The organism is Cesiribacter sp. SM1 (assembly GCF_020178975.1).
Classification (GTDB): Bacteria; Bacteroidota; Bacteroidia; order Cytophagales; family Cyclobacteriaceae; genus Cesiribacter.
In genome coordinates, this window is record NZ_JAHXBU010000042.1 from 162622 (window position 1) to 187028 (window position 24407).

General features: G+C 47.8%; 19 protein-coding genes. 9 read left to right on the forward strand and 10 right to left on the reverse strand.

The annotated features are described in order from the left end of the window. Positions 1-12 precede the first annotated feature (12 nt). The 3 genes from KWJ01_RS07055 (at position 13) to KWJ01_RS07065 (ending at position 4643) form a co-directional block, all read left to right on the forward strand. Complete coding sequence (locus KWJ01_RS07055) at positions 13-1803, forward strand: metallophosphoesterase (RefSeq protein ID WP_224995723.1); 1791 nt, start codon at positions 13-15, stop codon at positions 1801-1803. Continuing rightward, positions 1760-4114, forward strand: a complete 2355-nt coding sequence (locus KWJ01_RS07060) for a GMC family oxidoreductase N-terminal domain-containing protein (protein WP_224995724.1) — start codon at positions 1760-1762, stop codon at positions 4112-4114. Before KWJ01_RS07055 ends, KWJ01_RS07060 begins: the two co-directional genes overlap by 44 nt. A gap of 142 nt (positions 4115-4256) precedes the next feature. Continuing rightward, positions 4257-4643 (forward strand): rhodanese-like domain-containing protein, encoded by a 387-nt coding sequence (locus tag KWJ01_RS07065; RefSeq protein ID WP_224995725.1) that lies wholly within the window; start codon positions 4257-4259, stop codon positions 4641-4643. Between the two features lie 71 nt (positions 4644-4714). Here the strand turns inward: KWJ01_RS07065 and KWJ01_RS07070 are convergent, their stop codons facing one another. Next, positions 4715-6007, reverse strand: a complete 1293-nt coding sequence (locus tag KWJ01_RS07070) for a serine hydrolase (protein ID WP_224995726.1) — start codon at positions 6005-6007, stop codon at positions 4715-4717. A gap of 276 nt (positions 6008-6283) precedes the next feature. Here KWJ01_RS07070 and KWJ01_RS07075 point away from each other — a divergent pair, with 276 nt between their 5' ends. Continuing rightward, positions 6284-7036, forward strand: coding sequence for a hypothetical protein (locus tag KWJ01_RS07075; RefSeq protein WP_224995727.1), 753 nt, complete (start codon positions 6284-6286; stop codon positions 7034-7036). A 207-nt stretch (positions 7037-7243) separates the two neighbouring features. On the opposite strand, the gene KWJ01_RS07080 is transcribed toward KWJ01_RS07075, so the two are convergent. From KWJ01_RS07080 to KWJ01_RS07120, 9 genes are all read right to left on the reverse strand, one after another. After that, positions 7244-8041 (reverse strand): hypothetical protein, encoded by a 798-nt coding sequence (locus tag KWJ01_RS07080; RefSeq protein WP_224995728.1) that lies wholly within the window; start codon positions 8039-8041, stop codon positions 7244-7246. A gap of 4 nt (positions 8042-8045) precedes the next feature. Beyond that, on the reverse strand, positions 8046-9446 hold the full coding sequence (locus KWJ01_RS07085) for a P-loop NTPase fold protein (protein WP_224995729.1): 1401 nt from the start codon (positions 9444-9446) through the stop codon (positions 8046-8048). A gap of 33 nt (positions 9447-9479) precedes the next feature. Beyond that, positions 9480-10040, reverse strand: a complete 561-nt coding sequence (locus KWJ01_RS07090) for a hypothetical protein (protein ID WP_224995730.1) — start codon at positions 10038-10040, stop codon at positions 9480-9482. Between the two features lie 34 nt (positions 10041-10074). Then, the gene (locus tag KWJ01_RS07095) at positions 10075-11160 is read right to left on the reverse strand and encodes a M12 family metallopeptidase (protein WP_224995731.1); all 1086 of its coding nucleotides are present in this window, start codon (positions 11158-11160) and stop codon (positions 10075-10077) included. A gap of 900 nt (positions 11161-12060) precedes the next feature. Continuing rightward, positions 12061-12690: a response regulator transcription factor gene (locus tag KWJ01_RS07100; protein ID WP_224995732.1), complete on the reverse strand. Its 630-nt coding sequence runs from the start codon at positions 12688-12690 to the stop codon at positions 12061-12063. Then, positions 12687-14576 carry a tetratricopeptide repeat protein gene (locus tag KWJ01_RS07105; protein WP_224995733.1) on the reverse strand — a complete coding sequence of 630 codons (1890 nt, stop codon included), beginning with the start codon at positions 14574-14576 and terminating at the stop codon, positions 12687-12689. The genes KWJ01_RS07100 and KWJ01_RS07105 overlap by 4 nt, the downstream gene beginning before the upstream one ends. 163 nt (positions 14577-14739) lie before the next feature. After that, positions 14740-15165: a hypothetical protein gene (locus KWJ01_RS07110; protein ID WP_224995734.1), complete on the reverse strand. Its 426-nt coding sequence runs from the start codon at positions 15163-15165 to the stop codon at positions 14740-14742. 343 nt (positions 15166-15508) lie between these two features. Further along, positions 15509-17098, reverse strand: coding sequence for a D-arabinono-1,4-lactone oxidase (locus KWJ01_RS07115; protein WP_224995735.1), 1590 nt, complete (start codon positions 17096-17098; stop codon positions 15509-15511). Positions 17099-17230: 132 nt separating this feature from the next. Continuing rightward, positions 17231-18061 carry an N-acetylmuramoyl-L-alanine amidase gene (locus KWJ01_RS07120; protein WP_224995736.1) on the reverse strand — a complete coding sequence of 277 codons (831 nt, stop codon included), beginning with the start codon at positions 18059-18061 and terminating at the stop codon, positions 17231-17233. Positions 18062-18416: 355 nt separating this feature from the next. Here KWJ01_RS07120 and KWJ01_RS07125 point away from each other — a divergent pair, with 355 nt between their 5' ends. From KWJ01_RS07125 to xylE, 5 genes are all read left to right on the forward strand, one after another. Then, complete coding sequence (locus tag KWJ01_RS07125) at positions 18417-18617, forward strand: hypothetical protein (protein ID WP_224995737.1); 201 nt, start codon at positions 18417-18419, stop codon at positions 18615-18617. A gap of 86 nt (positions 18618-18703) precedes the next feature. Then, positions 18704-19282, forward strand: coding sequence for a fasciclin domain-containing protein (locus KWJ01_RS07130; protein ID WP_224995738.1), 579 nt, complete (start codon positions 18704-18706; stop codon positions 19280-19282). Positions 19283-19958: 676 nt separating this feature from the next. Beyond that, positions 19959-21437 carry a xylulokinase gene (locus tag KWJ01_RS07135; RefSeq protein ID WP_224995739.1) on the forward strand — a complete coding sequence of 493 codons (1479 nt, stop codon included), beginning with the start codon at positions 19959-19961 and terminating at the stop codon, positions 21435-21437. A gap of 39 nt (positions 21438-21476) precedes the next feature. Beyond that, complete coding sequence (gene xylA / locus KWJ01_RS07140; protein WP_224995740.1) at positions 21477-22808, forward strand: xylose isomerase; 1332 nt, start codon at positions 21477-21479, stop codon at positions 22806-22808. Between the two features lie 34 nt (positions 22809-22842). Continuing rightward, the gene (gene xylE, locus KWJ01_RS07145) at positions 22843-24300 is read left to right on the forward strand and encodes a D-xylose transporter XylE (RefSeq protein ID WP_224995741.1); all 1458 of its coding nucleotides are present in this window, start codon (positions 22843-22845) and stop codon (positions 24298-24300) included. The last annotated feature ends 107 nt before the right edge of the window (positions 24301-24407 follow it).

Sequence of the window (24407 nt, forward strand, 5' to 3'; positions counted from 1 at the left end):
ACCCCCTGCACTATGGAAGAGCAGCATGAATATAAAGCCAGGAAAAGGAAAGAAAGCGAGGCGTTAAAATTTGAACCTAGACCCATGGTGGGCTGGTACGATGCCCGCCAGCTGCTGGGTACGGCTGTAAAAACAGTGGTATCGTCGGTGTTTGGTGCTTATTCTGATAAAAGGGAAATACAAGCCGCCCTTTCCGAATGTAACGATTACGATTATAGCGATAAGGAGGAAATCTGGATTGATTATATGTCTGATACCGGCGATGGGTTTCATTCCACCTTTACCATGGCTAACCTGCTATCGGCAGAGCAGCTAACTGTTGACGGCATAGAGACTTTCAAGGGTGATATACTGGTGCTGGGTGGAGACCAGGTGTATCCTGTTGCCACCCGAGAGGATTATGAAAATCGCCTAAGAGGCCCCTTTGATGCCGCCTGCCGGAATCAGACATGCCCGCCGGCCAGTGGAAATGGAAAGGAGGAGAAAGAACACCACCTCTATGCTGTACCGGGCAACCACGACTGGTACGATGGCCTGTCCAATTTCATCAAGATCTTCTGCCAGGGCCGAACCATTGGCAACTGGCTAAGCAGGCAGTGCCGCAGCTATTTTGCCATCAAACTGCCCCATAACTGGTGGTTGTGGGGTATCGATATACAGCTCTCTGCCGACATAGATTACCCGCAGCTGCAGTATTTCGACAGCATCGCCAAAAAGATGAAAAAGGGTGATAAAGTGATCCTGTGCACGGCCGAGCCCAGCTGGACTTTTACCACCCGCAAAAAAGACAAGAGCTACGAAAACCTGAAGTTTTTTGAACAGCGCTATATCATCGATAAAGAGATGGAGCTTGCCGTTACCATTGCTGGTGATCTTCATCATTATGCACGTTACGAGCTGATCTCGCACGGCCAGGCATCGCACAAGATCACATCAGGTGGCGGTGGTGCATTTATGCACCCTACCCACAACCTTAAGGATGAACTAAACCTGCGGGAAGGCAACTACTTTCTCCAGAAAACATTTCCGGAGAAAGATAGGTCCAGGAAGCTGGCTTTCTGGAACCTGGCCTTCCCGCTGTTTAACCCGCAGTTTGCGTTTTTTATGGGGGCCTTCTATGTGCTCTTTGCCTGGGAATTACAGGAAGCCACCAAAAGTGGGCTAACCTTTTTTCAGAAAATCAGCCTTTATGAGCCACAGCTGGATAATCTAAAACAGTTTACTACTGATATCCTCAATATCCTGCTGATGAACCCCCTGCTGGTTTTTGTGATTGCTGCCGTCATTTTTGGGGTTACAAAGTTTACGGATACCAACGCCAGCAAAAAGAACTACCTCTGGCTGCTGGGTACCCTGCACGGGCTTGTGCACATCCTGGTAGGTTTTGGGCTGTTCTGGCTCCTATCCTACTGGTTAGGCCCTATCGGGGCAATGGATATTAACCATTTGGGCACTATATCTCTGCTCACGGTACTCATTTTTGTGAGCGGTGGTTTGCTTGGCTGCCTGGTAATGGGGCTGTACCTGCTTATCACAAATCTACTTTTCCGCATCCACGACAACGAAGCTTTTTCTGCCATTAAGTGGAGGGGCTATAAAAATTTCCTGCGCATGCACATCAGCCGTGAGGCGCTTTCGATTTACCCGATTGGCCTGAAAAAAACAGCCCGCTGGAAGAAAGAGGGCAAGCACTACGTACCCGATAGGCTACTCACAACAAAGCTAGTAGATAAGGTAATCACCATAAAAGCCAACAAACATGAAAAAGAAAGCCCAGGCTTACCTGTCATCACCGATCGCTGACATAAAGCCTTTTTACGATGTAGTCGTGATCGGCTCTGGCTATGGTGGCAGCATTGCAGCCTCACGCATGGCCCGTGCCGGCCTTACAGTATGCCTGCTGGAGAGGGGCAGAGAAATTCAGCCGGGCGAATACCCTTACAGCCAGAAAGAGGCCGCCCGTGAAATGCAGTTCAACATGCCGGGAAAGCATATAGGCTCAAAAACAGGCTTATATGAGTTTCATGTAAATAAAGATATCAATGTATTTGTAGGTTGCGGTTTGGGGGGCACCTCACTGGTAAATGCCAATGTGTGCATAGAAGCAGACGAAAGGGTATTCATGGATACGAGCTGGCCCACAGAAATTCGCGAAGATATGGCCTCTGTAGCACGGGGCGTGCAGCGGGCCCGCGAAATGCTAAGGCCGGAGTGCTATCCGGAGGGCAAAAACGGTTATCCGATTTTGGCCAAAACAGAGTCGATGAAGCTGGCCGCCAAGGCCCTGAAGGAAAGGTTTTCTTATGTACCCATCAATGTAAATTTTGAGGGTGGCATTAACCATGTAGGTGTGCAGCAGCATAAGTGTGATCTCTGCGGCGACTGCGTAACGGGCTGCAACTATGCAGCAAAAAACACTACCCTTATGAACTACCTGCCCGATGCCAAAAATCATGGGGCAGAGATCTATACAAAGGTGGCCGTTCAGTACCTGCAGAAAGCTGGAGATCAGTGGACGGTGCATTACCAGCTGCAGGATGCCGGCCGGGAAAAGTTTAGTGCTCCTTTTCTGTTTGTTAAAGCAGGCATGGTTATCCTGGCAGCCGGCAGCCTGGGCAGTACGGAAATTTTACTGAAATCGCGCGAAAAAGGACTCTCCCTCTCCCCCATGCTGGGCAAAAGGTTTACGGGCAATGGCGATGTGCTGGGTTTTGCTTTTAATAACGATCAGCCTGTAAACGGCATAGGTTGGGGCAAGCACAAGCCCAATGGCAGCGTAAAAGCAGTGGGGCCCTGCATTGGCAGTATTATCGATGCCCGCGACAAAGAAGCGCTGGCAGATGGTTTTGTGATAGAAGAAGGGGTAATTCCCGGTGCCCTGTCGGGCGTGCTGCCTGGTATGTTTGTATCGGTTGCCAGGCTGCTGGGCAGGGATACCGATAAAGGACTGAAAGATTTCATCACTGAAAAATTCAGGAAAATCAGGTCCCTGATCCAGGGTGCCTACCAGGGTGCCTTAAACAACACGCTCACCTACCTGGTGATGTCGCACGACGATGGCAACGGCAGCATGCGCCTGGAGCAGGACCGCATAAGGGTTGACTGGCCCAGCGTGGGCAGGCAGGAGGTGTTCAAAAGGGTGAACATTAAGCTGAAAGAGGCAACCAAAGCCCTTGGCGGAACCTTTGTAACCAACCCCTCCTGGAACAAGGCCATGAACTTTGACCTGGTAACGGTGCATCCATTGGGTGGCTGCATTATGTCTGATTCTGCAGAAAACGGAGTGGTAAACCATGTAGGGCAGGTCTGGGCATCGGATAAGGGAAAAAGCCTGCACAAAGGGCTGTATGTAATAGATGGGGCCATCATACCGCGTTCGGTGGGCGTTAACCCCCTGCTCACCATCTCTGCCCTGGCAGAACGCTCCTGCGAGCTGATTGCCAAAGAACGGGGCCTGCACATTTCGTATGATTTCCCTGCAGTGGCACCCAGGCCGGAGGTAGTTAAACCAATCGGCATACAGTTTACCGAAACCATGAGGGGTTACTTTGCTGCCGGAGCAACAGGAGATTATGCAGAGGCCGCCAGGATAGGCAAGCTAAATAATTCACCTTTTGAATTTACCCTTACCATCATTTCTGATAACCTGGAAGGTTTGCTGGAGTCGGAGCAGCACCCTGCTAAAATGGCTGGAACTGTTAACGCGCCGGCGCTCTCCGATAGTGCACTTACCATCAGCAGGGGCCGGTTCAACCTTTTTGTACCCAGTAAGCTACAGGCTAATACACTCAACATGAACTACAGCATGCGCCTGCACACCATAGATAGCAGGCAGTACTTCTTTGAGGGGTATAAAGAAATCATTGATAATAAGGGCTTCGATGTGTGGTCAGATACCTCTACCCTCTACATTACTGTTTACGAAGGAGAAGACAATAGCGGACAGGTTGTTGGCAAAGGCGTACTCAACATTTTACCAGAAGACTTTGCCAAACAGATCACCACCATGAAAGCCCTGCATGCTGCCAATAAGCTGGAAGCCGCAAAAGCACTGAAAAACTTCGGGACGTTTTTCGGGAAAAATGTATTTGAAAAGTTTGTACTGGAATGGTAACCACGCAGCAGTATAGCCGCCTCCGGTGCTGTTCATTTCAGCACAGCCTTTGCATGATAGCAACAGCTAATGTCAACTGCTATAGGTTGATTGCCCATTGATCTTAATTACACCAAAAATCAATACATGCTATTACAGGAACATGAATGTTACGCTTAAAGAATTAGTAGCCAACGCCAATCAGGAGGTTAGAGGCTATGATGTAGAAGCCGCCAAAGCCATGGTAGGTAAGCCAAATGTACAGTTTGTAGATGTACGGGACGAACCCGAGCTTAAAAATGATGGCAAAATACCCGGGTCGCTTCATGCCTCCAGAGGCATGCTGGAGTTTTACCTCGATCCGCAAAGTCCCTATCACAAACAGGAATTTACAGCAGACAAGGAGTTTGTTTTTTACTGCAAAAGTGGCGGACGCTCAGCACTGGCGGCACAGCGGGCACAGCAGATGGGCCTGCAGAATGTGGCCCACCTCATGGGAGGCTTCAATGCCTGGAAAGAAAAATCGGGACCGGTAGTGCAACAAAGCTAAAAGAAAAGCCCGGCTGCCCGGGCTTTTCTTTTGTATTGACTTAAAACAGGTTTGCTGGTTTAGCCTGACAGTTAATCATCAATTGACTGGCCAACCAGTTGTTTAAATTTCCAGCCGGTATCGTCTGAAACAGGTCCCTGTGTTTGCTTCAGGATGATGCCAATCATGTTCTCCTGTGGATCGGCAAAATACTGAGTATTAAAATAGCCACCCCAGCTAAAGGTGCCGGTGCTGCCACTTCCGCCCTTATCCTGGCCATTGCTCGTGAGCACACTAAAGGCAAGGCCATGGTAGGAGTCTCCGTCCTCGCCCCAGATGTCGCCAATCTGGTTGCCCATAATTACCTGCACCGTTGGCCGGCTTAAGATACGTACGCCATTAAGCTCCCCTCCATTAAGGTACATTTGCAGAAAAGTAGCATAGTCTTTGGCCGTACTGGATAAACCAGCTCCGCCTGAAAAGAACTTTCTGGCTCCTGCAACTGGATAATTCGTGTCGTAGAATGAGGCAGTATAGGGCTGCCACTCGCCATCCTGCTGATGCTGAACAGCCACCAGGCGGTTCGCTTTATCCTGGGGCAGGTAAAACCAGGTATCCTGCATACCCAGCGGCTCAAACAGGCGGGTTCTAAGAAACTGGTCATAAGGCATTCCGGATACCACTTCCACAAAATAGCCCAATACATCCAGGCCCTCGCTGTAGGTAAATTTTTCGCCAGGATTGTGGTGCAGTGGCAATGCAGCCAGTTTTTTCACACTCTCCCCGATGCTAATGGGTTCAGTGGTAAACAGGTCGGTAACGCCTGCTTTCTGATACATCATTTTGAAGCGCTCATCGCTATCAATCATGCCATAGCCCAGGCCGGAGGTATGGGTAAGCAGGTGGCGTATGGTAATTTCCTTATCGGCTGGTTTGGTGGTATAGGTGGTATCGCTGTAGCGAAAAGATTTCAGCACCTGGGGGTTCTTGAATTCAGGTATGTATTTGGAGATGGGATCATCCAGCTGAAACTTTCCTTCCTCCCAAAGCATCATCACGGCGGTAGAGGTAATGGCTTTGGTCTGAGAGGCAATTCTGAAAATATCATCCCGCTTCAGGGGCCTGTTGCTTTGCTGATCGGCAGTTCCAAACGCTTTGTAGTACACTATTTTACCATTGCGGGCAACCAGGGCCACCGCACCCGGTATTTTTTCTTCTGCTACGGCACTTTGCAACATCTCGTCTATCCGGGCCAGCCGCTCGGCCGACATACCTGCTTTAGCCGGGGCAGCCTCTGCCAGTGGTGGTGATTTTTTGCTGGATTTGGTCTGTGCACCTGCCATAAGGGCAAGCGACAGGAATAGAATGGAAAGCAGATTTCGCATGTTTGAAAGAATAATGAATAACACGCCAAATATGTAAAAACAAAGGGCACCTGCAACACTTATTTCAGGTTTTTTGCTTGATCTGCACCCTAAAAGATACTACCTTAAGTTGAACTCCAGTGATAAGCAGCATCCTTTATTTCTATTGCACTCTTGCAGGCAAACCAATGTTTCTCCCTCCGTTTGTTGCTCATACTGCTTGTTGTAGTGCATACAATTATATTCTTCAAGGGGCCTGCTAACATCACTTTCCCACAAAAACCCTAATTTTTTACCATGGATTTCAACAATAAGAAAGATCAGATCGCCATCACCATCCCTTATTTCAGGATGCGAAAGTCTGCAGACGGGCTGGACCGCTGGAATGAAATAAACATTGCCACCATTGCCATAGATGAAAAAGGCCAGGATAATAAAAGTCCTGCTGTGTATGTGAACATGCTCAAAATGGAACACCCGGTAAAATCCTGGGAGCGGGTAGATTTTGCAGGCTCCGGCAGGCTCGTGTATGGTCCGGCACAACCAGGCGCTTTTGTGTACTGTGCTGTATTGTTCATTGAGAGTGACAACGATAACCGTAACCTGGGAAAATTACTTAGGGAGGTGGCCGCGGGTGCTGAAATCAAAAGCATTGTCACTGCCGTGAGTGCCCTGGTAAATCCTACCGCATCCGTTATTCTATCGCTGCTATCGCCTGTTGCCGCCATTGTAGGTAAGGTGCTGGAGGGTAGCAAAGATGATATTCTCTACACCCAGGAAGGTATATTTCTTAGAGACATCAAGCCTCCTTACCACATCGGTGATTCATTCAAAAGAACAAACGATTTTATAGAGTCATCGCTGAATGTGATTCCGCTGGTGCAGTCTTCAGAAGCGCCAATGAGTTTCAGAAAAATGACTGCACTTGCTACCGGTGATGAGGGCAGCAATGCCCTGGCGCTGGAAGCCCTGGCTGGCGTGCCGGAAAAAATATCGCTCTTTACCAATAGCGACCAGTCCACCCCCAGCAACAACAACTTACCTGCCTGATTGCTCCTTCATGCCTGTTAGCCAGTCTTTTCAAAATATAAGTATTGCATCACAATACAGTCCTGCTCTGGTAGGGGGCTGTATTGTGAAGGCAGGAATCCTGGATCAATAATATAAGCATATATTACAGTGCAAGAAGTTACTACAGCGCTAAGCTGTATCTCTGCCTTTGCTGATTAGGCAGCACCATTTTTGAGGTCTTGGATGCTAAACCAGGGAGCCCAGGTTAAGGCGGCAGAGCTGTTTTATAAGTGCTTCATCCTGTTGGGCAGCTAAAAACAGGGACAATGCCCCATTGGCTTCAGTACTTCTGTCCTGGTTCAAAAATCTTTTATAGTCGAATTTATGAAGGGCAATGTCTTTTAGCCTGCCGGCAAACTCTTCTTTGGTACAATAAACCAATTGCTGGACTGTTTCCCGGTCCTGTTCAATTATCAGGAGGTACATAAACGAAAGTAGCTGCTCCTGCTGATTGAACTGGAAACCTCCCCCTCCCGGCCGGGTCTTTTGCTCCAGGGCAATATTTTGCATAAGGTTGTGCTGCAGCCTTATTTTACTGGAGAAACGCTTGATCTGGCGTGGCGTAACCAGCATCTCCGAAATAATATCTGCATAGCCCCGCAGCATGTCTTCCAGGAACTTTGGATCTTTATCGATACTACCACGTTCCTCTATTTTTTGGTTTACCTCCTGCATGCCGTAGTAGCCGCCCCCACCTACCAGCAACATACCCAGGCTTACCAGGAGCCATGCCGGTATCATATCCCATACAGAAGGTGATTCAGGGGGTAAGCCTGCACCCGCTTCTGCCACTTCTTTACCCGGCAGGTCGGCACCGGCCTCAGCAGCTTTTCCTGCACTATCCGCCAGTTCGGTGGAGGTTTTTTCACTACCAGTGCCTTTGCCAGGCGCCTCTACGCCGCCAGCCAAATCTGCCAGTTTTGCATAAAGCAACAAAACCAGAAATAACCCAATCAGTGCACCGGCAATTGTTCGCAGACTCATCTTGTCAGGGTTTAAAACGGCTTAGATCAAGACCAAAAATCTGGCTTTCAGGTGCCCCACCTGGAGCAGCACCAAACAGTAGGTTAGAGAGCTGCTCTTTTGAGCAGTGCTGCAAATCGGGCATGGGTACAACCATATCGACCAGCTTCGCCAGGTAATCGGCTGCTTTCTTATGTGCTTCAATGTCGTTAAGCTTTCCTTCCGGATTTAGCACTTGGGACAGTGTACGTACTACTTCCGGCACATTCATCCCTATAATAAAAAAGAACTTAACGGCATTTGGACTACCGGCATCTACCTGCCCTGCGGTATCGGATATAAAATTGATGCTTTCCAGTAGCTCCAGTACCCGCTCGCCGGCAATGCGGTCAACATCATCTATAAAAACGACAAAGCTGCTACCTGCCGGGGCGGCACGCATCACCTCCCTGAACTCCTGCTGATACTTGCTGCGAAAACCAGGATCGGAGCTTGCTGCCTCCAGCTTAAACTGCTCCATTGGCACAAGATTGGTAAGTATGCTTTCCTTCGAGAAAAGCTCTTTACGGAAGGCTAGCAGCGTACCTCCCCAGGCAAGCAAGGTAGTCCAGAGGGCAGCCTCTGGTTTTCCCACGGTTTCTACAGTTTCAGATGGTGTACTTATACCTTTAGGTTGTCCTAGATAGGCTGTTTTGATCAGCTCCGGAGATTTATTCAGCAAACGAAAAGGAGCCGTGAAGAGCGATACGATACCGCTGTTGAGATCTACTTTTTCGGAGATGAAAGTGATACCTGAATCTATAGAACGAGCCAGAGGCTTCAGGGGCTGGATGTGCAGGAGCGAATAGATCAGGTAAAGACCCAGGGGCAGGAGGAGAAAAATACTAAAAGTAGTTTTGAGTCCACTCCAAAAGCCTTGCTTTAAAAACCTCCGCCACAATAGTTTGAAATGAAAAAGTGCGTTGGACTTTTCTTCGCAACGTGCCAGGATGGAACCAAGAAAACAGGAGAGCAGGTGCTGGCCATTTTGAAAGTGCCAGACATTAAACCAGAGCCAGTGCATCCGCTTTCCATTTTGCATAATTTCACGGCGCACCTGGGCCATCACAGAGCTTTTGCCTACGCCCCAACCACCGGATAAAACAATGCTGTAAGGAGCCTGGGTGGCTTTGTTGCGCAACAGGCCGGCAATGGCCTTCGATACAGCACTAAAACCTAAAAGATCGTGCTCACTGGGCTGATCAAAAACGCCCAGCAGGTCTGGCGGGTTGGCAGTGTCGGGGGTTGGCTCCCCCAGTGTTTGCAGGTATTGTTGCTTGATGGCTTTACGTGCTATAATCAGCCCGATCACCAGCAGCGTCCACAAAAATATTCCCGAAAGCAGGTATACGGGGCTGGTATTCAAAAGCAGTTCGAGCAATTCCATGGTTCTCTCTGATTGTTTCGATGGTATAAATAATCAGCCCTTTTTGCCTTTATATCTATCAGCTTGTTGCTGCTGTTGCTGTTGCTGATTGTCAATGTCCTTGTTTTGGTAAGGATCTTCCGGCCGATATATCTGCTCGTACTGTTGCTCCTGGCTTTTCGCAGGATCAGCAGTGCTACTGGGTATTTTTTCTCCAGCTCCACCCTGATTCCCAGGCTGTTCCAGCTTAATGTTGTTCTGTGCCCCTGCGCCCGGATCAGTAGCTTGGCTCCCCTTCTGTTCTTTTTCGGCAGACTGTTCCATTGTGGCCGTTACAGCAGTCGTATCAACCTTAAGGCTATCTGTAAAAACAGTTAGTTCATCATCAGGAGGAGTGTCAGGTTTGGGATATGGAGAGAATAGCAGAACAGCCAGAGACCAGCTGAAGAGGAAAACACCCACCCCCATGGTTAGCTGCAGGCTTCTGCCCAGTAAGGCATAGCGTTTTTGCAAGCTGGCAGCGGGTGATTCCCTTTCAGTCTTAACATCGGGGCTATAGGCTTCAAAAAAACCCGCCCCTTTTTTTATACCCGGTATCGATGCTTTATCCGCCATATTCAGGCCTTGTTGGTGATTGGTCTTTGTACACTTACCACAGCATTACCGCGGTATTGCCCACTTTGCTGGCATAGTACACTCTGATGCGCAACACATAGGTTACGCCTTTAAATAGTTTTACCTGGATGGCTGCGTTACGGTCTTCGCCACTGTCGTCGTCTGCAGTGAGGTACCGTAGGCGCTTGGCTCTTTTTTCAAAGAGTACAGCCACCACATCAGATTCGCCAAAAGTTCTGATGTTGTAGGTGCGGGTTTCAGTTGGCCTGATGCGCAGGTTTGCCTGTTCTGTTGGCTTAAGCGAAAGCGGGATGCTCTTGAATGGCTCCAAAAGCTTATAACCATCTTCCCTGATCAGGGGCGGATAAAATTTAAGTACCGTATCCTTGTCCTTTTCTGATATTTGTCCGGAGGGATTTACGCCTGTTTGATGATAAGCAGCCGGTTTAAGTATAAGACCAGGACCAAAGGGGTAATGCATTACCGAATCCGGATCCCAGGCTGAACCTTGTACATCACTCGGGTTAAGCTTCCTGATGATGTTGTGATAGGTCTTTTGCCTGTCCCAGTTATTGGGTGGGCCTGCCAGTAAACTATATACTTTTTCTTCATCCCACTCAATGCCTGCATTAGGATTCTGATGCTCATGTGGAAAACCCAGGGTGTGGCCTATTTCATGCAATGCTGTACTTATTTCACCCTCACGGGTAATATCCCAGCCAAAGTTCATGGTTCGGTCGCCCTGGCCTATGTTCAACACCTGTGTACCTACGTAAGACCAGGAACCATTTCCTTTCATAAACCCTATGCGTACCTCTGCCTCCGACATATCGAATACTTCCTCAAACTGAAGTCCGATGCCGAGTCCTTTCCAGATCCGGAATGCCTCCCGCACCACTTCCATCTCCCTTTCACTACCGGCAAGGGGCGGGGTTTTAAAAAAGAAGTAGTGTATTACCGTTCCGTTAACCCATTTATCGTTGTTTAAGCGGATAAGACTGGCCCTTTCGAATGGGATGGCAGGATCGAGTTCACGCTCTTTTGTAGCAGGCATGGAGCAAAATGACCTGCCTGCGGTCTTGATGGTAGGAGTTTCCGTTGTGATAAAGTCGGTTTCCATAAATACAGGGATGTTTGAGGTGATTGTAGCTAGCTGGCAGAATAGCGTTTCCCCATCCTGCCAGAATGGTTTAGGGGGCAGATGAGGAGGCTGGAGATCCTGGCGAAAGCCGGAGAGGAAAAGCTAAAACGAAGGCTTGTAAAAAACTTATGCGCTATGGCATAAATACGGAATACCTGCTACTGGAAAAAAATGGAAATACCGGTAAGTCTATTAATAAGCAAGTCTGTGGTATTTGATTTTTTCACAGGAAAAATATCATTTTATAAGCTTAATTTAGAAAATAGCTGGAAGATAAAAAAGTAAAAGCGCTTATAATTTGTGGAGGGAAAGCAACAATTTATTACCACACAATACTGAATAACAGCAGCTTACAACTACCTGCTTATGCACAGGCATACTACTGTTACACTGGTGGAGTGTTTCTGCAGTCACCTTCACTAATCATCAAGAAAACCGGCAAAGGAATTCTGTTTTTTTGCTTTATGGCTAAGCTGCTGCGAGAAAAAAAGGAGGAGAGAAACTCTCCACCCTTTTTGGACACATCATTTATTTTTTATTCTGATAGCCCTACAGCCAATGCCAGAGCAGGAGAATAGATTGTGCTGATTCTGCCGTGTTTAGGAGGCTTTTATCATGTTGAGCTATCAGAGATCAAAAGCATTAGCATAAAAAAATATCCGTGCCTGCTGTAAAATAGGCCTGCTCCTCCCTGAACAGAGGGAAAGCACAAAGTATTTCAGCGCTTAAGCCGGAGCTGTAACAAAAAAATCAGCAAATGAAACATAGCTTTAGCATGCACCCGCTGCTTGTAAAAAATGCAGTAGCGGGGCAATAGTGCCAAGAAATGTATAGTTTAAAGCTGCAGCAGCAGTATAGTCTTAGAACTTAAAAGTTTAATTACAGGTAGTAACCTTTTTCAATGGCATACTTTACCAGGCCTGCCGTATTCTTAAGGTTAAGTTTACTAAGCAGGTTTTTGCGGTGTGTTTCTACGGTATGGGTGCTGATAAACAGCCGCTCCGCAATCTCGGAAGTAGTACACTCCTCCACAATTAGTTTCAGAACTTCTTTTTCTCGGTTGGTAAGACTGAAGTTATTGTTGGAGGAGGACCCGCGCAGGCTCTCCATCATTACCTTTGTAACTTCCTTACCATAGTAGTTTTGGCCCGCATATACCTGCCGGATGGCTTCCATAAGCTCATCCTTGCCTGTATTCTTCAGGATATAGCCCGATGCTCCTGCTTCCAGCAGGCTACGGATAAACTCCGGGTTGTTGTACATGCTAAGCACCAGGATTCTCACCGCCGGGTACTTAGCTTTTACCTTACGGGTTGCTTCAATGCCATCGAGCTCCGGCATGTTAATATCCATAAGCACAATATCTACAGGCGTTTGCTCCATTTTTTCCAGCAGTTCTTTTCCGCTGGAGGCCTCACCTGTTACCTTTACTCCGGCTTCTGTAGCCAGCATAGAGGTTAGGCCGTCTATGATCATTCTATGATCATCTGCTATCATGATGTTGATCATGCTACAGGAATTTCTATGGTGGTGGTAGTGCCCCCTCCCCTGCCCGAGTCAATACTTAAACTGCCCCCCAGGCTGGATACACGGGATTCTATATTTCTTAATCCCATGCCCTTTTTAAGGCTGGCAGCACCGGGATTAAAGCCTACGCCATTATCTTCCACCATCAGCAACAGCTCGTGGTTGTGCTTGTTAAGCTGAATGATGATTTCGGTGGCCTTAGCATGCTTTAGAATGTTACTAACAAGCTCCTGTATGATGCGGTACAGGTGTATTTCCACATGGCCCTCCAGCCTTTCATCCAAATTATGGACCATAATCTCTACCCTTACCTGGTTAGTGGCTTCAATGGTTTCTTTCAGGTCCTGCAGGGCTGCCACCAGACCAAACTTGGTAAGCACACCGGATACCATGTTGTGGGCAATGTCGCGCACTTCGGTTACAGCTTTATCCAGCAGGCCATTTACCCTTTGGTAAAGCAGCAGCGGTGCATCCTGCTTGATACCGCCATCGAGTGCATGTAGGTGCAGCTTTACGGCAGATAGTGTACTACCCAGGCGATCGTGCAGATCTTCTGCAATGCGCTTGCGCTCCCTGTCCTGCCCCTCCAGCATGGCATTGATGGATTTGATCTCCTGCTCCTTTAGCATTTCGGAGATACGGCGCTTATGCAGCTCTTCGTTTTTAAGTGCCAGCTGCGATATGGCGCGCTGCCGCTGGTGGTATACCACGATTACTACAATACTAAGTATTACTGTTATGGCAAGCGTTATCATATAGGTATTGCGTTCCGCCGTTTTCTGTTTTATAGAAGCTTCCTTTACAATCAGCTCCTTGTCTTTTTTTTCTGTTTCGTACTGTGTTTCCAGCTCTGCCAGCTGCCTGCTCTTTTCTTCGTTGTACAGGCTGTCTTTCAGCAGCTCATACTCAAGCCTGTACTCAAATGCCTTCTGGTGCTCCTTCATGCTGGCGTAGGTAGCCGATATTCCATGCAGGGCATCCTGCACCTGGTTTCTGGCTTTTATTTTTCTGGCCTCCGCCAGGCTAAGCTTATAAAAATCAAGCGCTTTGTTAAAATCACTAAGGAGGTACTTAATGTTTCCCAGGTTGAAATAAGACTGGGCAACACCCGGTAAATCCTGTATTTGCCGGCGAATTTCCAGTGCCTGGTAATAACTGTCGTAGGCTTCCCGGAATTTTCCCTGCTGTTCTTTTACCACACCAATGTTATTGGCTACGCCAGCCAGCCGCACAGGATCCTCCAGTTTTGTAAATGCAACTCTGGCCTTCTCAAAGTAGAGGATGGCCTTGTCCTGATCGGCCTTATTGTTGTGCGGATCTGTATTGATGCCACCCAGGTTCAGGTTCAGGAGCGCTTCATAATTCAGATCCCTGCCAGGATCTACCAGCTCAAGGGCCCTGCTGTAATGCCCTTCTGCTTTTTCAAAATTTCGCTGCCCTGCAAAAAAATTACCCAGGTTAATGTGGTTTTTCATTTGCCCGCCCTTATCACCCAACTCCTCATTGAGGCGCAAACTGTTCAGGTAGCTGTTCAATGCCAGGTCAAACTCACCCTTGATGTTGTATACCGAACCCAGGTTGTTATAACACTTTGCCATACTTTCAGAGTCCTTGAGCCTGGTAGATATGGCAAGCGATTTTTTGTACTGTTCAATGGCCAAGTCTGGTTCTGAAGCCCGTTTGTATTCCAGCCCCAGTTCTCTGTGCAGGGCAGCCCGGATGCTGTCGTTCGTTTCCTCCTCCAGAAGCCTCTTCAGACTATCTGCCGGTGCTTCCAATATTTGCTCAGCAGCCTGCCCTTCAGCAGCTTGCATGCCGGCAAGCTGAAGGAAAAGAAAGAAGGTAGCGGCAGCTAAAAAAGTTTTCATTATAAACATGGTGAAATTTATAACAAATTAAATATTGTTTTAAACAATATCAATGCCACTACCTAAGATTAATGAGGATATTACATCTTTAGTGAGAAATTATCCTTATAGAGAAAATACCCTTTTTAGTATTTTTACCTTACAGCAGTCTTTACTGCTATTATCAAGCATCTGCATCACCATAATACACACTGCTTTTTGGCGGTGGCGGATTTGTATTCAGGCTGTTGCTTGCAACAGCCAGCTCCATCAGTGCCGCCTTGCTGTCCTCCACGATCAGTTCTACCTCCAGCAGCTTTCGTTTGCTGGTATCTCCCTGCAGGTCCAGGTCAAAGGTGCAGAGGTTCCTGTCGCTGCTTTTACCTTCAGCGCCTTTGCTGGTGTAGGTAAGCACCAGTTTGTGAACATCGTTATCTGTCAGAGATTCGGTGTATGATTTAAACTCAAGCTTTTCTTTCGACAGGATAAGGCAGTATAGCTTTTTTTCTTCCTTATCTACTGTAAGTAAGATTCTGGCCTTGTCGTGAGGCAGGTTGTTCAGCTGCTGCCGGTTACGGGCAAATGAGGTTTTTTCTGATACTGAAATCATGATACTGTTAGGTTAGGGTGTTAAAACAGGCGATTGAAGACGAGCAACAAACGCATATATAATAGTTGTATTAAATATACAAAGCATTTCACATCGCGCTGTTGCCAACATCACTGTAATCACTGTGCTTTCCGATCATCCTGTTTTCCCACATGATTTATTCAAAGGTCAGAAATGATCTGCGGATGCGTAACACCGCTAACAGCTATTTTCAACTACCGGTTTTCAGGGATGCAAGCGCGAATCAACTGCTTATAAATTCATTATCAATATATTACAGACTAGACACAAATGCTTTTACCTATATTTTTTTTTCCAGACAGGCATTTAACAGGCATTTTTTTTAAACAGGTACAGTTTCTCTTTCTCCATCACCAACTCCCGTACTAAAGCCAGGGTGGCCTTGCAGTTTGCGGCCTAATTCTTTCTCGCTTTCACGGGTTAGCTGCTGCACCCTGGCCGACAGCCGCAGGCGCTCTGAAAAGTTGTTATCAAAAGTGCCGTCGGGGTTAAACCTTGCCTGCACCTTAAGCCATTCCGGGAACATTTGGTAGTGCTTTTCGATCAGGTCGGGACGCCCGTTTAAGCGGTTATTGATCTTGCCCCAGTGCGGCACGCCCTCATGCCGGAGCATAATGTCCTGGTAAGTATCCAGGATCAGGTCTCCACCTATGGTTCCTACCAGAAAAGGAGTGTCTATATAGCAAACATTTCTGTTGTGGCAGGGCGACATATAGGCACTGGAGGCTCTAACAAATCTAAGCCCAAGCGGAGATGTCTGGTATAACTTGTTATTCCTGGCCAGGTACTGCGCCTTTTCCATTACCTCTTCCAGCGCCTCTATAAAGCTGTTGTCTGCCAGGTCAAAAGCAAACTCGCAGTCGTAGGCTCTTATTTTAATGTACTCCACCCCCTGGTAAAGCACCTTATAGCCAATATTTTCATAGCTTTTATCCTTAAGTGAGTGCAGGGAGCGCTCCAGGATCCAGGGCATAAGCTTAGGCAGGCGCCGTGCAGCAAAGGCGGTTAAACGGTACACGAAGGGCATATTGCCAAGGGTGCTGCTGGTAAGGTTGCGGGTTAGGTCGTTAAAGCTGCGGCGGGGGCGGCCCTTCAGCAACTGATGCCTTACCACCACACATGTGTGCTCACCATGCCTGTTTGGGTAAGGATTGAGCTGCACCATAATTCCCCTGTAGCGCTGCATACCTCCTCCGTCTTTTTCAAACAGGCTCCTGTCGGCCAGCATTGGTTTCAGATCCCGCCATAACATCAGCGACTTAGCTTCACGCAGGTAATAAAGCTCATCCAGCTCCAGTATAAAGGAATAGATAATTCCCATACAGCCCAGGCTCACCAGTACGCTGTTAAACACATGATCATCCTGCACCAGCTTTATGCCTTTCTCGGCATAGGTATGGGGGTTGGTAATTCCATCGGCGGGTTCAATCCGGTAAACATGCCCTCCGGCAGCTACCAGTACAACAGACCTTACCATAGCATGAAAAGCCGGCAAATCGATACCTGTGCCATGTGTTCCCGTAGAAATAGCCCCTGCCAGCGTCTGGTTATCGATCCCCCCCATGTTTACCACACAAAGGTTCTTTTTGCACATTAGTTTGTTAAACTTCTCTATGGTAAGTCCTCCTTCCACATGCACCAGCTTGTGGTAGTGATCCTTTACCCGCAACAGATTTACATCCATATCCAGCAACTTATCGAGATGTTTAAAACTTACTAGGTAGCCACTGCTCATGGCAACATCTGAAAATGAATGTCCGGAGCCCACAGCCCGCACCCGCACCCCTTCCAGTTCTGCTTCCCTTACGATCTGCTGCAGGTCGTAAATATCTTCCGGCTCAAAGTATTTGAAGGGCTGACACTGGTACCGGTTAATGGTGTTGCTCCAGGTTTTGCGGTGTTTAACTTTCATGATAACACAATAGGTAGTAAATAAGGGTAAATACCAGACCAGCAGGAGCCGGTCTAAAAACAAAAGGATATCCGCAGCCTTAAAACCCTGGCGGATCTTCGAGCAGCCTGTATGGCACAGTTACAGTGCAGCTTAGCTAATAAAAGCTCTGTTTACCCAGCCTTCTATGGTTGTCTGCACTTTGTACCAGCCCCCTTCCTCATCTACAATATGTACCTGCTGCCCGGCCTGCAGAGGATCTGCCACCAGAGGGAAATTTATCCCTGCGCCCCGCCTGATGTTAAGCTTGTCAATAGTTACAGTACCCTTGTGCGGAATCACTTTATTAAGCTCGGCATCTTTCCGGTTATGGGTAAGCAGGCGTTCCCTGAACATATCGAGCGGGAAAGCAGGCCCCGGATCTATTTTACGGCCAAAGGAAATTTCCTCATGCCCCAGGATCTTATTGATGGAATAAGCAGCAATGAGGGTTTCGCATACCTGCTGGCAAACCTCTATTTGCTTTTCTGTAAACACATGCCAGTAGCGTGGTCTGCTTTCATTTCTGTGAACCGCATGCAGTACTTCATCATCGGGGTACTTGCCGCCAAACCATGCCATATAGGTAGCATAACCAATCTTTTCCAGCGGCCCGGCATTATCCAGTTCAATGCCAATGGCATACTGATTCCATGTTTTTCTGCCGCCATAATTGCTCTCGCCGGCATGCCAGGTAATGATGTTAAAGGGTGCCAGCTGGTAAACTGTACCATCACGGCCAATGACAAGGTGAGCTGAAGCCTGAATATCGGGCCTTGCCAGGTACTCCGCCGCCGACTGTGCACTCCTGCCGGCGGTGTAGTGGATCACGATACTATCCGGAAAACCCTGTGCAAAGGGGATATTATTTTTAACAGCCAGGTAGTCACGGAGTGGCTCGGGCTGCCCCTGTAAAAAATGACGCTGATCAACTGAAAAGTGCATAGGCCCTCTGGATGTGGTTAACAAAAAACGCAGCTGATGTTCAGTACAGTTACTGTTTATCCGGAGGAGTGCAGGCAGAAAACTATCTTAACCCCTGATGAAGTATTTTGGCAGCAGAAGTAAGATACAAGCAATAATATTTTGAATTTAATTTATATAATTTTTCAGCATACTACAAAACAAATGACTGATATTCATGCATTTGACATAAAATATATTTCCATATTCTTGATCTGTCTGCCATATACCAAACAAGCACTTAAGCCCCGATGGCATGAAAATAGTGTGCAGCTGCTCCTTCTAACCGTAAGGTATAATGGAGCTCAAACACCCCTGAAGGCACAGCTAAAAGCCATTGACCCTGCAGCCCCGCAGGCAATTGATGCTCACCCGCGATAACACAATGCTCTGCGAGCTATGCATGGGTACTAACATCAGGCAGGCGCTCTACGCCAGCATAAACACAGAGCAAACATACAAATACATCAGCATTGGCAGTGGCCGCTACAACACATGGGGTGTATGCTATCAGCGCCACGGAAAAAGCTTCTTTTGATCTCTACATACAAGCTGTACCAAACAAAAAAGCCAACAAATCTCACTGATCATCAGTTGTGTAGCTTTAACCATGCATTATAGCCCATGAAAAAATCTTATTTTTTTAACACCGCTTTAGCAGTCACTATTTGCCTTGGCCTGGGTGCCTGCGGCTCCGAGAACCGCACAGAGGCAGAAACAGAAACAACTAACACTGAGCAGGTGCAGATAGGTACAGAAGAGTTGGATAATGAAACACGAAGCCTTAGAGATGTGATTGTCAGCAGAGAAGAGCTATCTACCTTCGGTAGCCTTATTGAAAGTGCCGGCATGGTAGAGACAATTGACGGTGTAGGCCCTTTTACTGTTTTTGCTCCCTCCAATGATGCTTTCAATAACCTGCCCCAGGGAAGGCTTGCTGCACTTCAAAACATGGGCGACAGCCAGGAATTGAAAACAATAATCGGGCACCACATGATGAGCAGAAGGCTAACCCCGGATGAAGTTGAAGATGCCGGAACAGTAGATATGTTGGGTGGACCCAACCTGCACCTAAGAACTGAAAATGGCAACATTATGATTGGTAATGCAAGAGTGGTAACGCAAAGCATACCAGCCAGAAATGGCGTAATCCATATCATAGACCAGGTGCTGATCCCTGAAAATGTTGACGTTCCGCAGTAAACAATCTTCCTGATGTTGCTTTAGTTTTATACAAACAGTGTTAGTGTACTTTAACTATTAAATAACTGGCCCGCCCTCCCGGCGGGCTTTCTTTTTTCGCATCTCCTTCCCTGCTACCCCACAAAGAATCTTTACAGGTACAAAACAGGTCTGCCAATTAAAGAGCAAACTGGTCTCCAAAAAATGGCTCACCCGCAAAGAAAAAGCTTAACCCGCTGCGGTGTAATAAAAACAAAGCCTCCCGTTAAACTTCCGGAGGTAAAAGGCCTGTATTTGGAGTGTTAATTTGCGCCACATTGTAGGGAATATTATACTATAAATATTATCCCCTCCTTTTCCGGAACCCATACTATAACCGCAATATGAGCAGATTAAAATAGTTTATGTTTTTTGTGAAAAAGTGGTAGATACACGCTTACAGAAGACTTAACTTGTAAACTGAAACTATTTTAAAGATAGCCCTTACGCTATGAGCTTTCATGTTTACTCCTTTTCCGGAAAATATTCAGCTGTTCCGGTTAATACATCGGATAGCATTTATTTATCTGCGTTCAATGAACAGGAGTTCAGCTTATGCCAGCCATCATCAGTAAGAAAAGCCATTAATTTAGTTGATATTCACAGTGGTAGATCTTTTTATCCGGGAAATCGCAAACGTTTGCAATAATATACGCTCATGCTCTTACTAGGAATAGATTTAGGTACTTCTTCCATCAAAGTTTCGGTGGTAGACGAGCAGACCCAGAAAGCAGTGGTATCTGCCCAGTATCCCGACAAAGAATCAGACATTCTTTCACCAAAGCCAGGCTGGGCAGAGCAATCGCCGGATATGTGGTGGCAGCATGTGCAGGAAGCTGTGCGTAAGGCACATGCCTCTGGTAAGTATAACCCCAAAGACATTGGTGCCATTGGCATTGCTTACCAGATGCACGGCCTGGTGGTGGTTGATAAAGAACAGCAGGTACTGCGCAACTCAATTATCTGGTGCGACAGCCGCGCGGTAGAAATTGGCAATAAAGCCTTTAAATCTATTGGCGAAGACAAAAGCCTCTCCCACCTCCTGAACTCTCCCGGCAATTTTACTGCCTCGAAACTGGCATGGGTAAAGGAAAATGAGCCGGAGCTCTACAGCCGAATCGATAAAGTGATGCTCCCCGGCGATTTTGTGGCCATGAAGCTTACCGGGGAAGTTACCACCAGCGTTTCCGCCCTATCCGAAGGGGTGTTCTGGGATTTCAGGAAAGATGCACTCTCTGAAGATGTACTGGGCTACTATGGATTCGATAAATCACTGATACCCCAGGTGAGACCCGTATTTTCAGATCATGGCAGGCTGCAAAAATCAATCGCTGATCTGCTGGGGCTGAAAGAAGGAATACCTGTAACCTACAAATCCGGCGACCAGCCCAACAATGCACTCTCCCTGAATGTACTGAAGCCCGGAGAGGTAGCGGCCACTGCTGGTACCTCCGGCGTGATCTATGGCGTTAGCGATCAGCTTATTTATGATCCGCAGTCGCGTGTAAACACCTTTGCCCACGTGAACTATGCCGGTGAAGAAAAGCGGGTGGGCGTGCTGTTGTGCATCAACGGCACCGGTATTCTTAACCGCTGGGTTAAAAACCTCTTTGCCTCTGAAATAAGCTATGCAGAAATGAACCAGCAGGCCAGGCAGGTGAACATTGGCAGCGATGGCCTGCGCGTACTGCCTTTTGGCAACGGCGCAGAGCGCATGCTCAACAACAAAATTGTAGGCACACATTTCCACAACATCGACCTGAACCTGCATACCCAGCGCCATATGTTCCGGGGAGTACAGGAGGGCATTGCCTTTGCCTTCCGCTACGGGCTGGATATTATGCGCGAAAACGGCATGAACCCCACCCTTATCAGGGCAGGCAGGGCAAATCTTTTCTTAAGTGACCTCTTTCTGGAGGCATTTGTAAATGCTACCCATGTGCCGGTAGAGCTCTACATGAACGATGGCAGCGTTGGTGCTGCCCTGGGCGCTGGCATAGGCGTTAAAGCATTTTCTTCTGAACAGGAAGCCTTCAGCAACAGCAAACCCCTGCAGCTGGTGGAGCCTGATAACACAGAAGCCTACGAACCGGCCTACCAGGAATGGAAGGCCCTTTTACAGAAGCATCTTAGTTAAACCAATTTCTAATACAACAACCTATACAATCTCAATTTTATGGCAAAAGTAGTTTTAGGAGATAAAGAATACTTTAAAGGAGTAGGACAGATCCAATACGAAGGCCCGCAGTCAGACAACCCGCTTGCCTACCGCTGGTACGACGAAAATAAAATGGTGGCAGGCAAAAGCATGAAAGACCACCTGCGCTTTGCAATTGCCTACTGGCATTCATTTGTTGGCGATGGCGGCGATCCCTTTGGTGCGCCAACGCACGTTCACCCCTGGAATGAGAAGAAAGATCCGATAGAGCGCGCCAAAGACAAAATGGATGCTGCTTTTGAATTCATCACCAAAATGAACATGCCCTACTACTGCTTCCACGATGTGGATGTGGTGGACTACGGCAACGACATTAAGGAGAATGACAGAAGGCTGCAAACCATGGTAGAGTATGCCAAACAAAAGCAGGCCGAAAGCGGCGTAAAACTGCTGTGGGGTACTGCCAACCTGTTCTCGCACCCCCGCTACATGAACGGTGCTTCTACAAACCCTGACTTTCATGTACTGGCACATGGTGCTGCACAGGTAAAAGCTGCCCTGGATGCTACCATTGCACTTGGTGGCGAGAACTATGTGTTCTGGGGAGGCCGCGAAGGCTACATGACCCTGCTGAACACAGACATGAAGCGTGAGCAGGAGCATTTTGCCCGTTTCCTGCATGCTGCAAAAGATTATGCGCGTAAGCAGGGCTTTAAAGGCACTTTCTTTATTGAGCCTAAGCCAATGGAGCCAACCAAGCACCAGTACGATTACGATGCTGCAACTGTGGCTGGCTTCCTCCGTCAGTACGACCTGATGAACGATTTCAAGCTGAACATAGAGGTTAACCATGCCACCCTTGCCGGCCACACCTTCCAGCACGAGCTGCAGGTAGCTGCCGATCATGGCTTACTTGGTTCTGTAGACGCCAACCGTGGTGATTACCAGAACGGCTGGGATACCGACCAGTTCCCCAACGACATTTATGAATTAACAGAAGCCATGCTGGTGATGCTTGAGGCCGGTGGCCTGCAGGGCGGCGGTATTAACTTCGATGCCAAGATCAGAAGAAACTCTACCGATCCGAAAGACCTCTTCTACGCCCACGTAGGTGGTGCCGATATCTTTGCTAGGGCGCTGCTGACTGCCGATGCCATCCTGCAGAAGTCGGAATACAAGAAGATCCGCAAGGAGCGCTATGCTTCTTTCGACAGCGGCAAAGGCAAAGCTTTTGAAGAAGGTAAGCTTTCGCTGGAAGACCTGCGTGCTTATGCCATTGAAAATGGTGAGCCTGCAACCATCAGCGGCCGCCAGGAATACCTGGAGAACCTGATCAACCGCTACATATAGCTGCTTAAGATTTCCAACTCTTATAAATGTAACAATGACAAAAAATCAACAAGGAAGCGGGGGCTATAATCTTGCCTATATCGCTGGCATCACCCTGATTGCCACCCTGGGAGGTTTACTCTTCGGGTACGATACGGCGGTTATTTCCGGTGCAGAGCGATCTGTACAAATCTATCTGATAGAGGGCCTCGGGCTCAGTACATGGGTGCATGGCGTAACCATTTCCAGCGCCCTGATTGGCTGTATTATTGGCGGTGTACTCTCCGGCGTTCTGGCATCGGGCATAGGCCGTAAAAACTCCCTGATCCTTGCTGCTTTTCTGTTCTTTGTTTCTGCTTTAGGGTCGGGCTTTCCGGAGTTTTTGTTCTTCGAAAGGGGCAACCCTAGCATGGGGCTGCTGTATATGTTCAACTTTTACCGCATTATTGGTGGTATTGGTGTAGGCCTGGCCTCAGCGGTTGTTCCTGTTTACATTGGTGAGCTGGCTCCGGCCAACATACGTGGCAGACTGGTTTCTTTGAACCAGTTTGCCATTATATTCGGTATGCTGGTGGTGTATTTCGTTAACTGGGGTATTGCCAGCGGCAAACCCGTTGAGTGGATCAATGAAACCGGCTGGAGATGGATGTTCCTGTCTGAAGCCATTCCTGCCGGACTCTTTGGTGTACTCCTCTTCTTTGTTCCTGAAACACCGCGTTACCTCACGCTCATCAACAAAGATGTGGAAGCGCTCAACGTACTTACTAAAATTAACGGCCCCGATCGTGCCAGATCCATTCTGTCTGAAATTAAAAGCACTCTGGATCAGCACTCTGCCAGGCTATTTTCTTATGGTAAAGTGGTGGTGACCATTGGTATTCTGCTTTCAGTATTCCAGCAGTTTGTAGGAATCAACGTGGCCCTTTACTACGCCCCCCGGATTTTTGAAAGCATGGGTGCCGGAAAAGATGCCTCCATGCTACAAACTGTAGTAATGGGCGTGGTTAACGTAATTTTCACGGTGGTGGCTATTATGACGGTTGATAAATGGGGTAGAAAACCGCTGCTGATGGTAGGTTCTGTGGGGATGGCTGTTGGTATGTTTGCCCTTTCGGCCATTTCCTATATGGGAATCATTGGTATCAGCACCCTGGTGTTTATCATCGTTTACACCGCTTCTTTCATGATGTCGTGGGGGCCTATTTGCTGGGTATTGATTTCGGAAATCTTCCCCAACAAGATCAGAGGCAAGGCAGTAGCCGTGGCAGTGGCAGCTCAATGGGCTGCTAACTATTTCATCTCCTCTACCTCACTGGTTATGATGGAATACAGCACGGCCTTTACCTATGGGTTCTATGGCACCATGAGTGTGCTGTCCCTGCTTTTTGTATGGAGAATGGTACCAGAAACCAAAGGCAAAACGCTGGAAGAACTGGAGCAATTCTGGAGAAGCAAATCAGACCAAACAACCCTTAATGCGAATACAGGTCCAAAGGTAAGGGTGAAAGCATAAACTTTTCAGCGCAGCGCCAAGCCGTGCTGATATGCATAAATATTTTTTGATGATTGATGATTGGTTAAAAACCCCGGGCCTTATGGTCCCGGGGTTTTTCCTTTTGC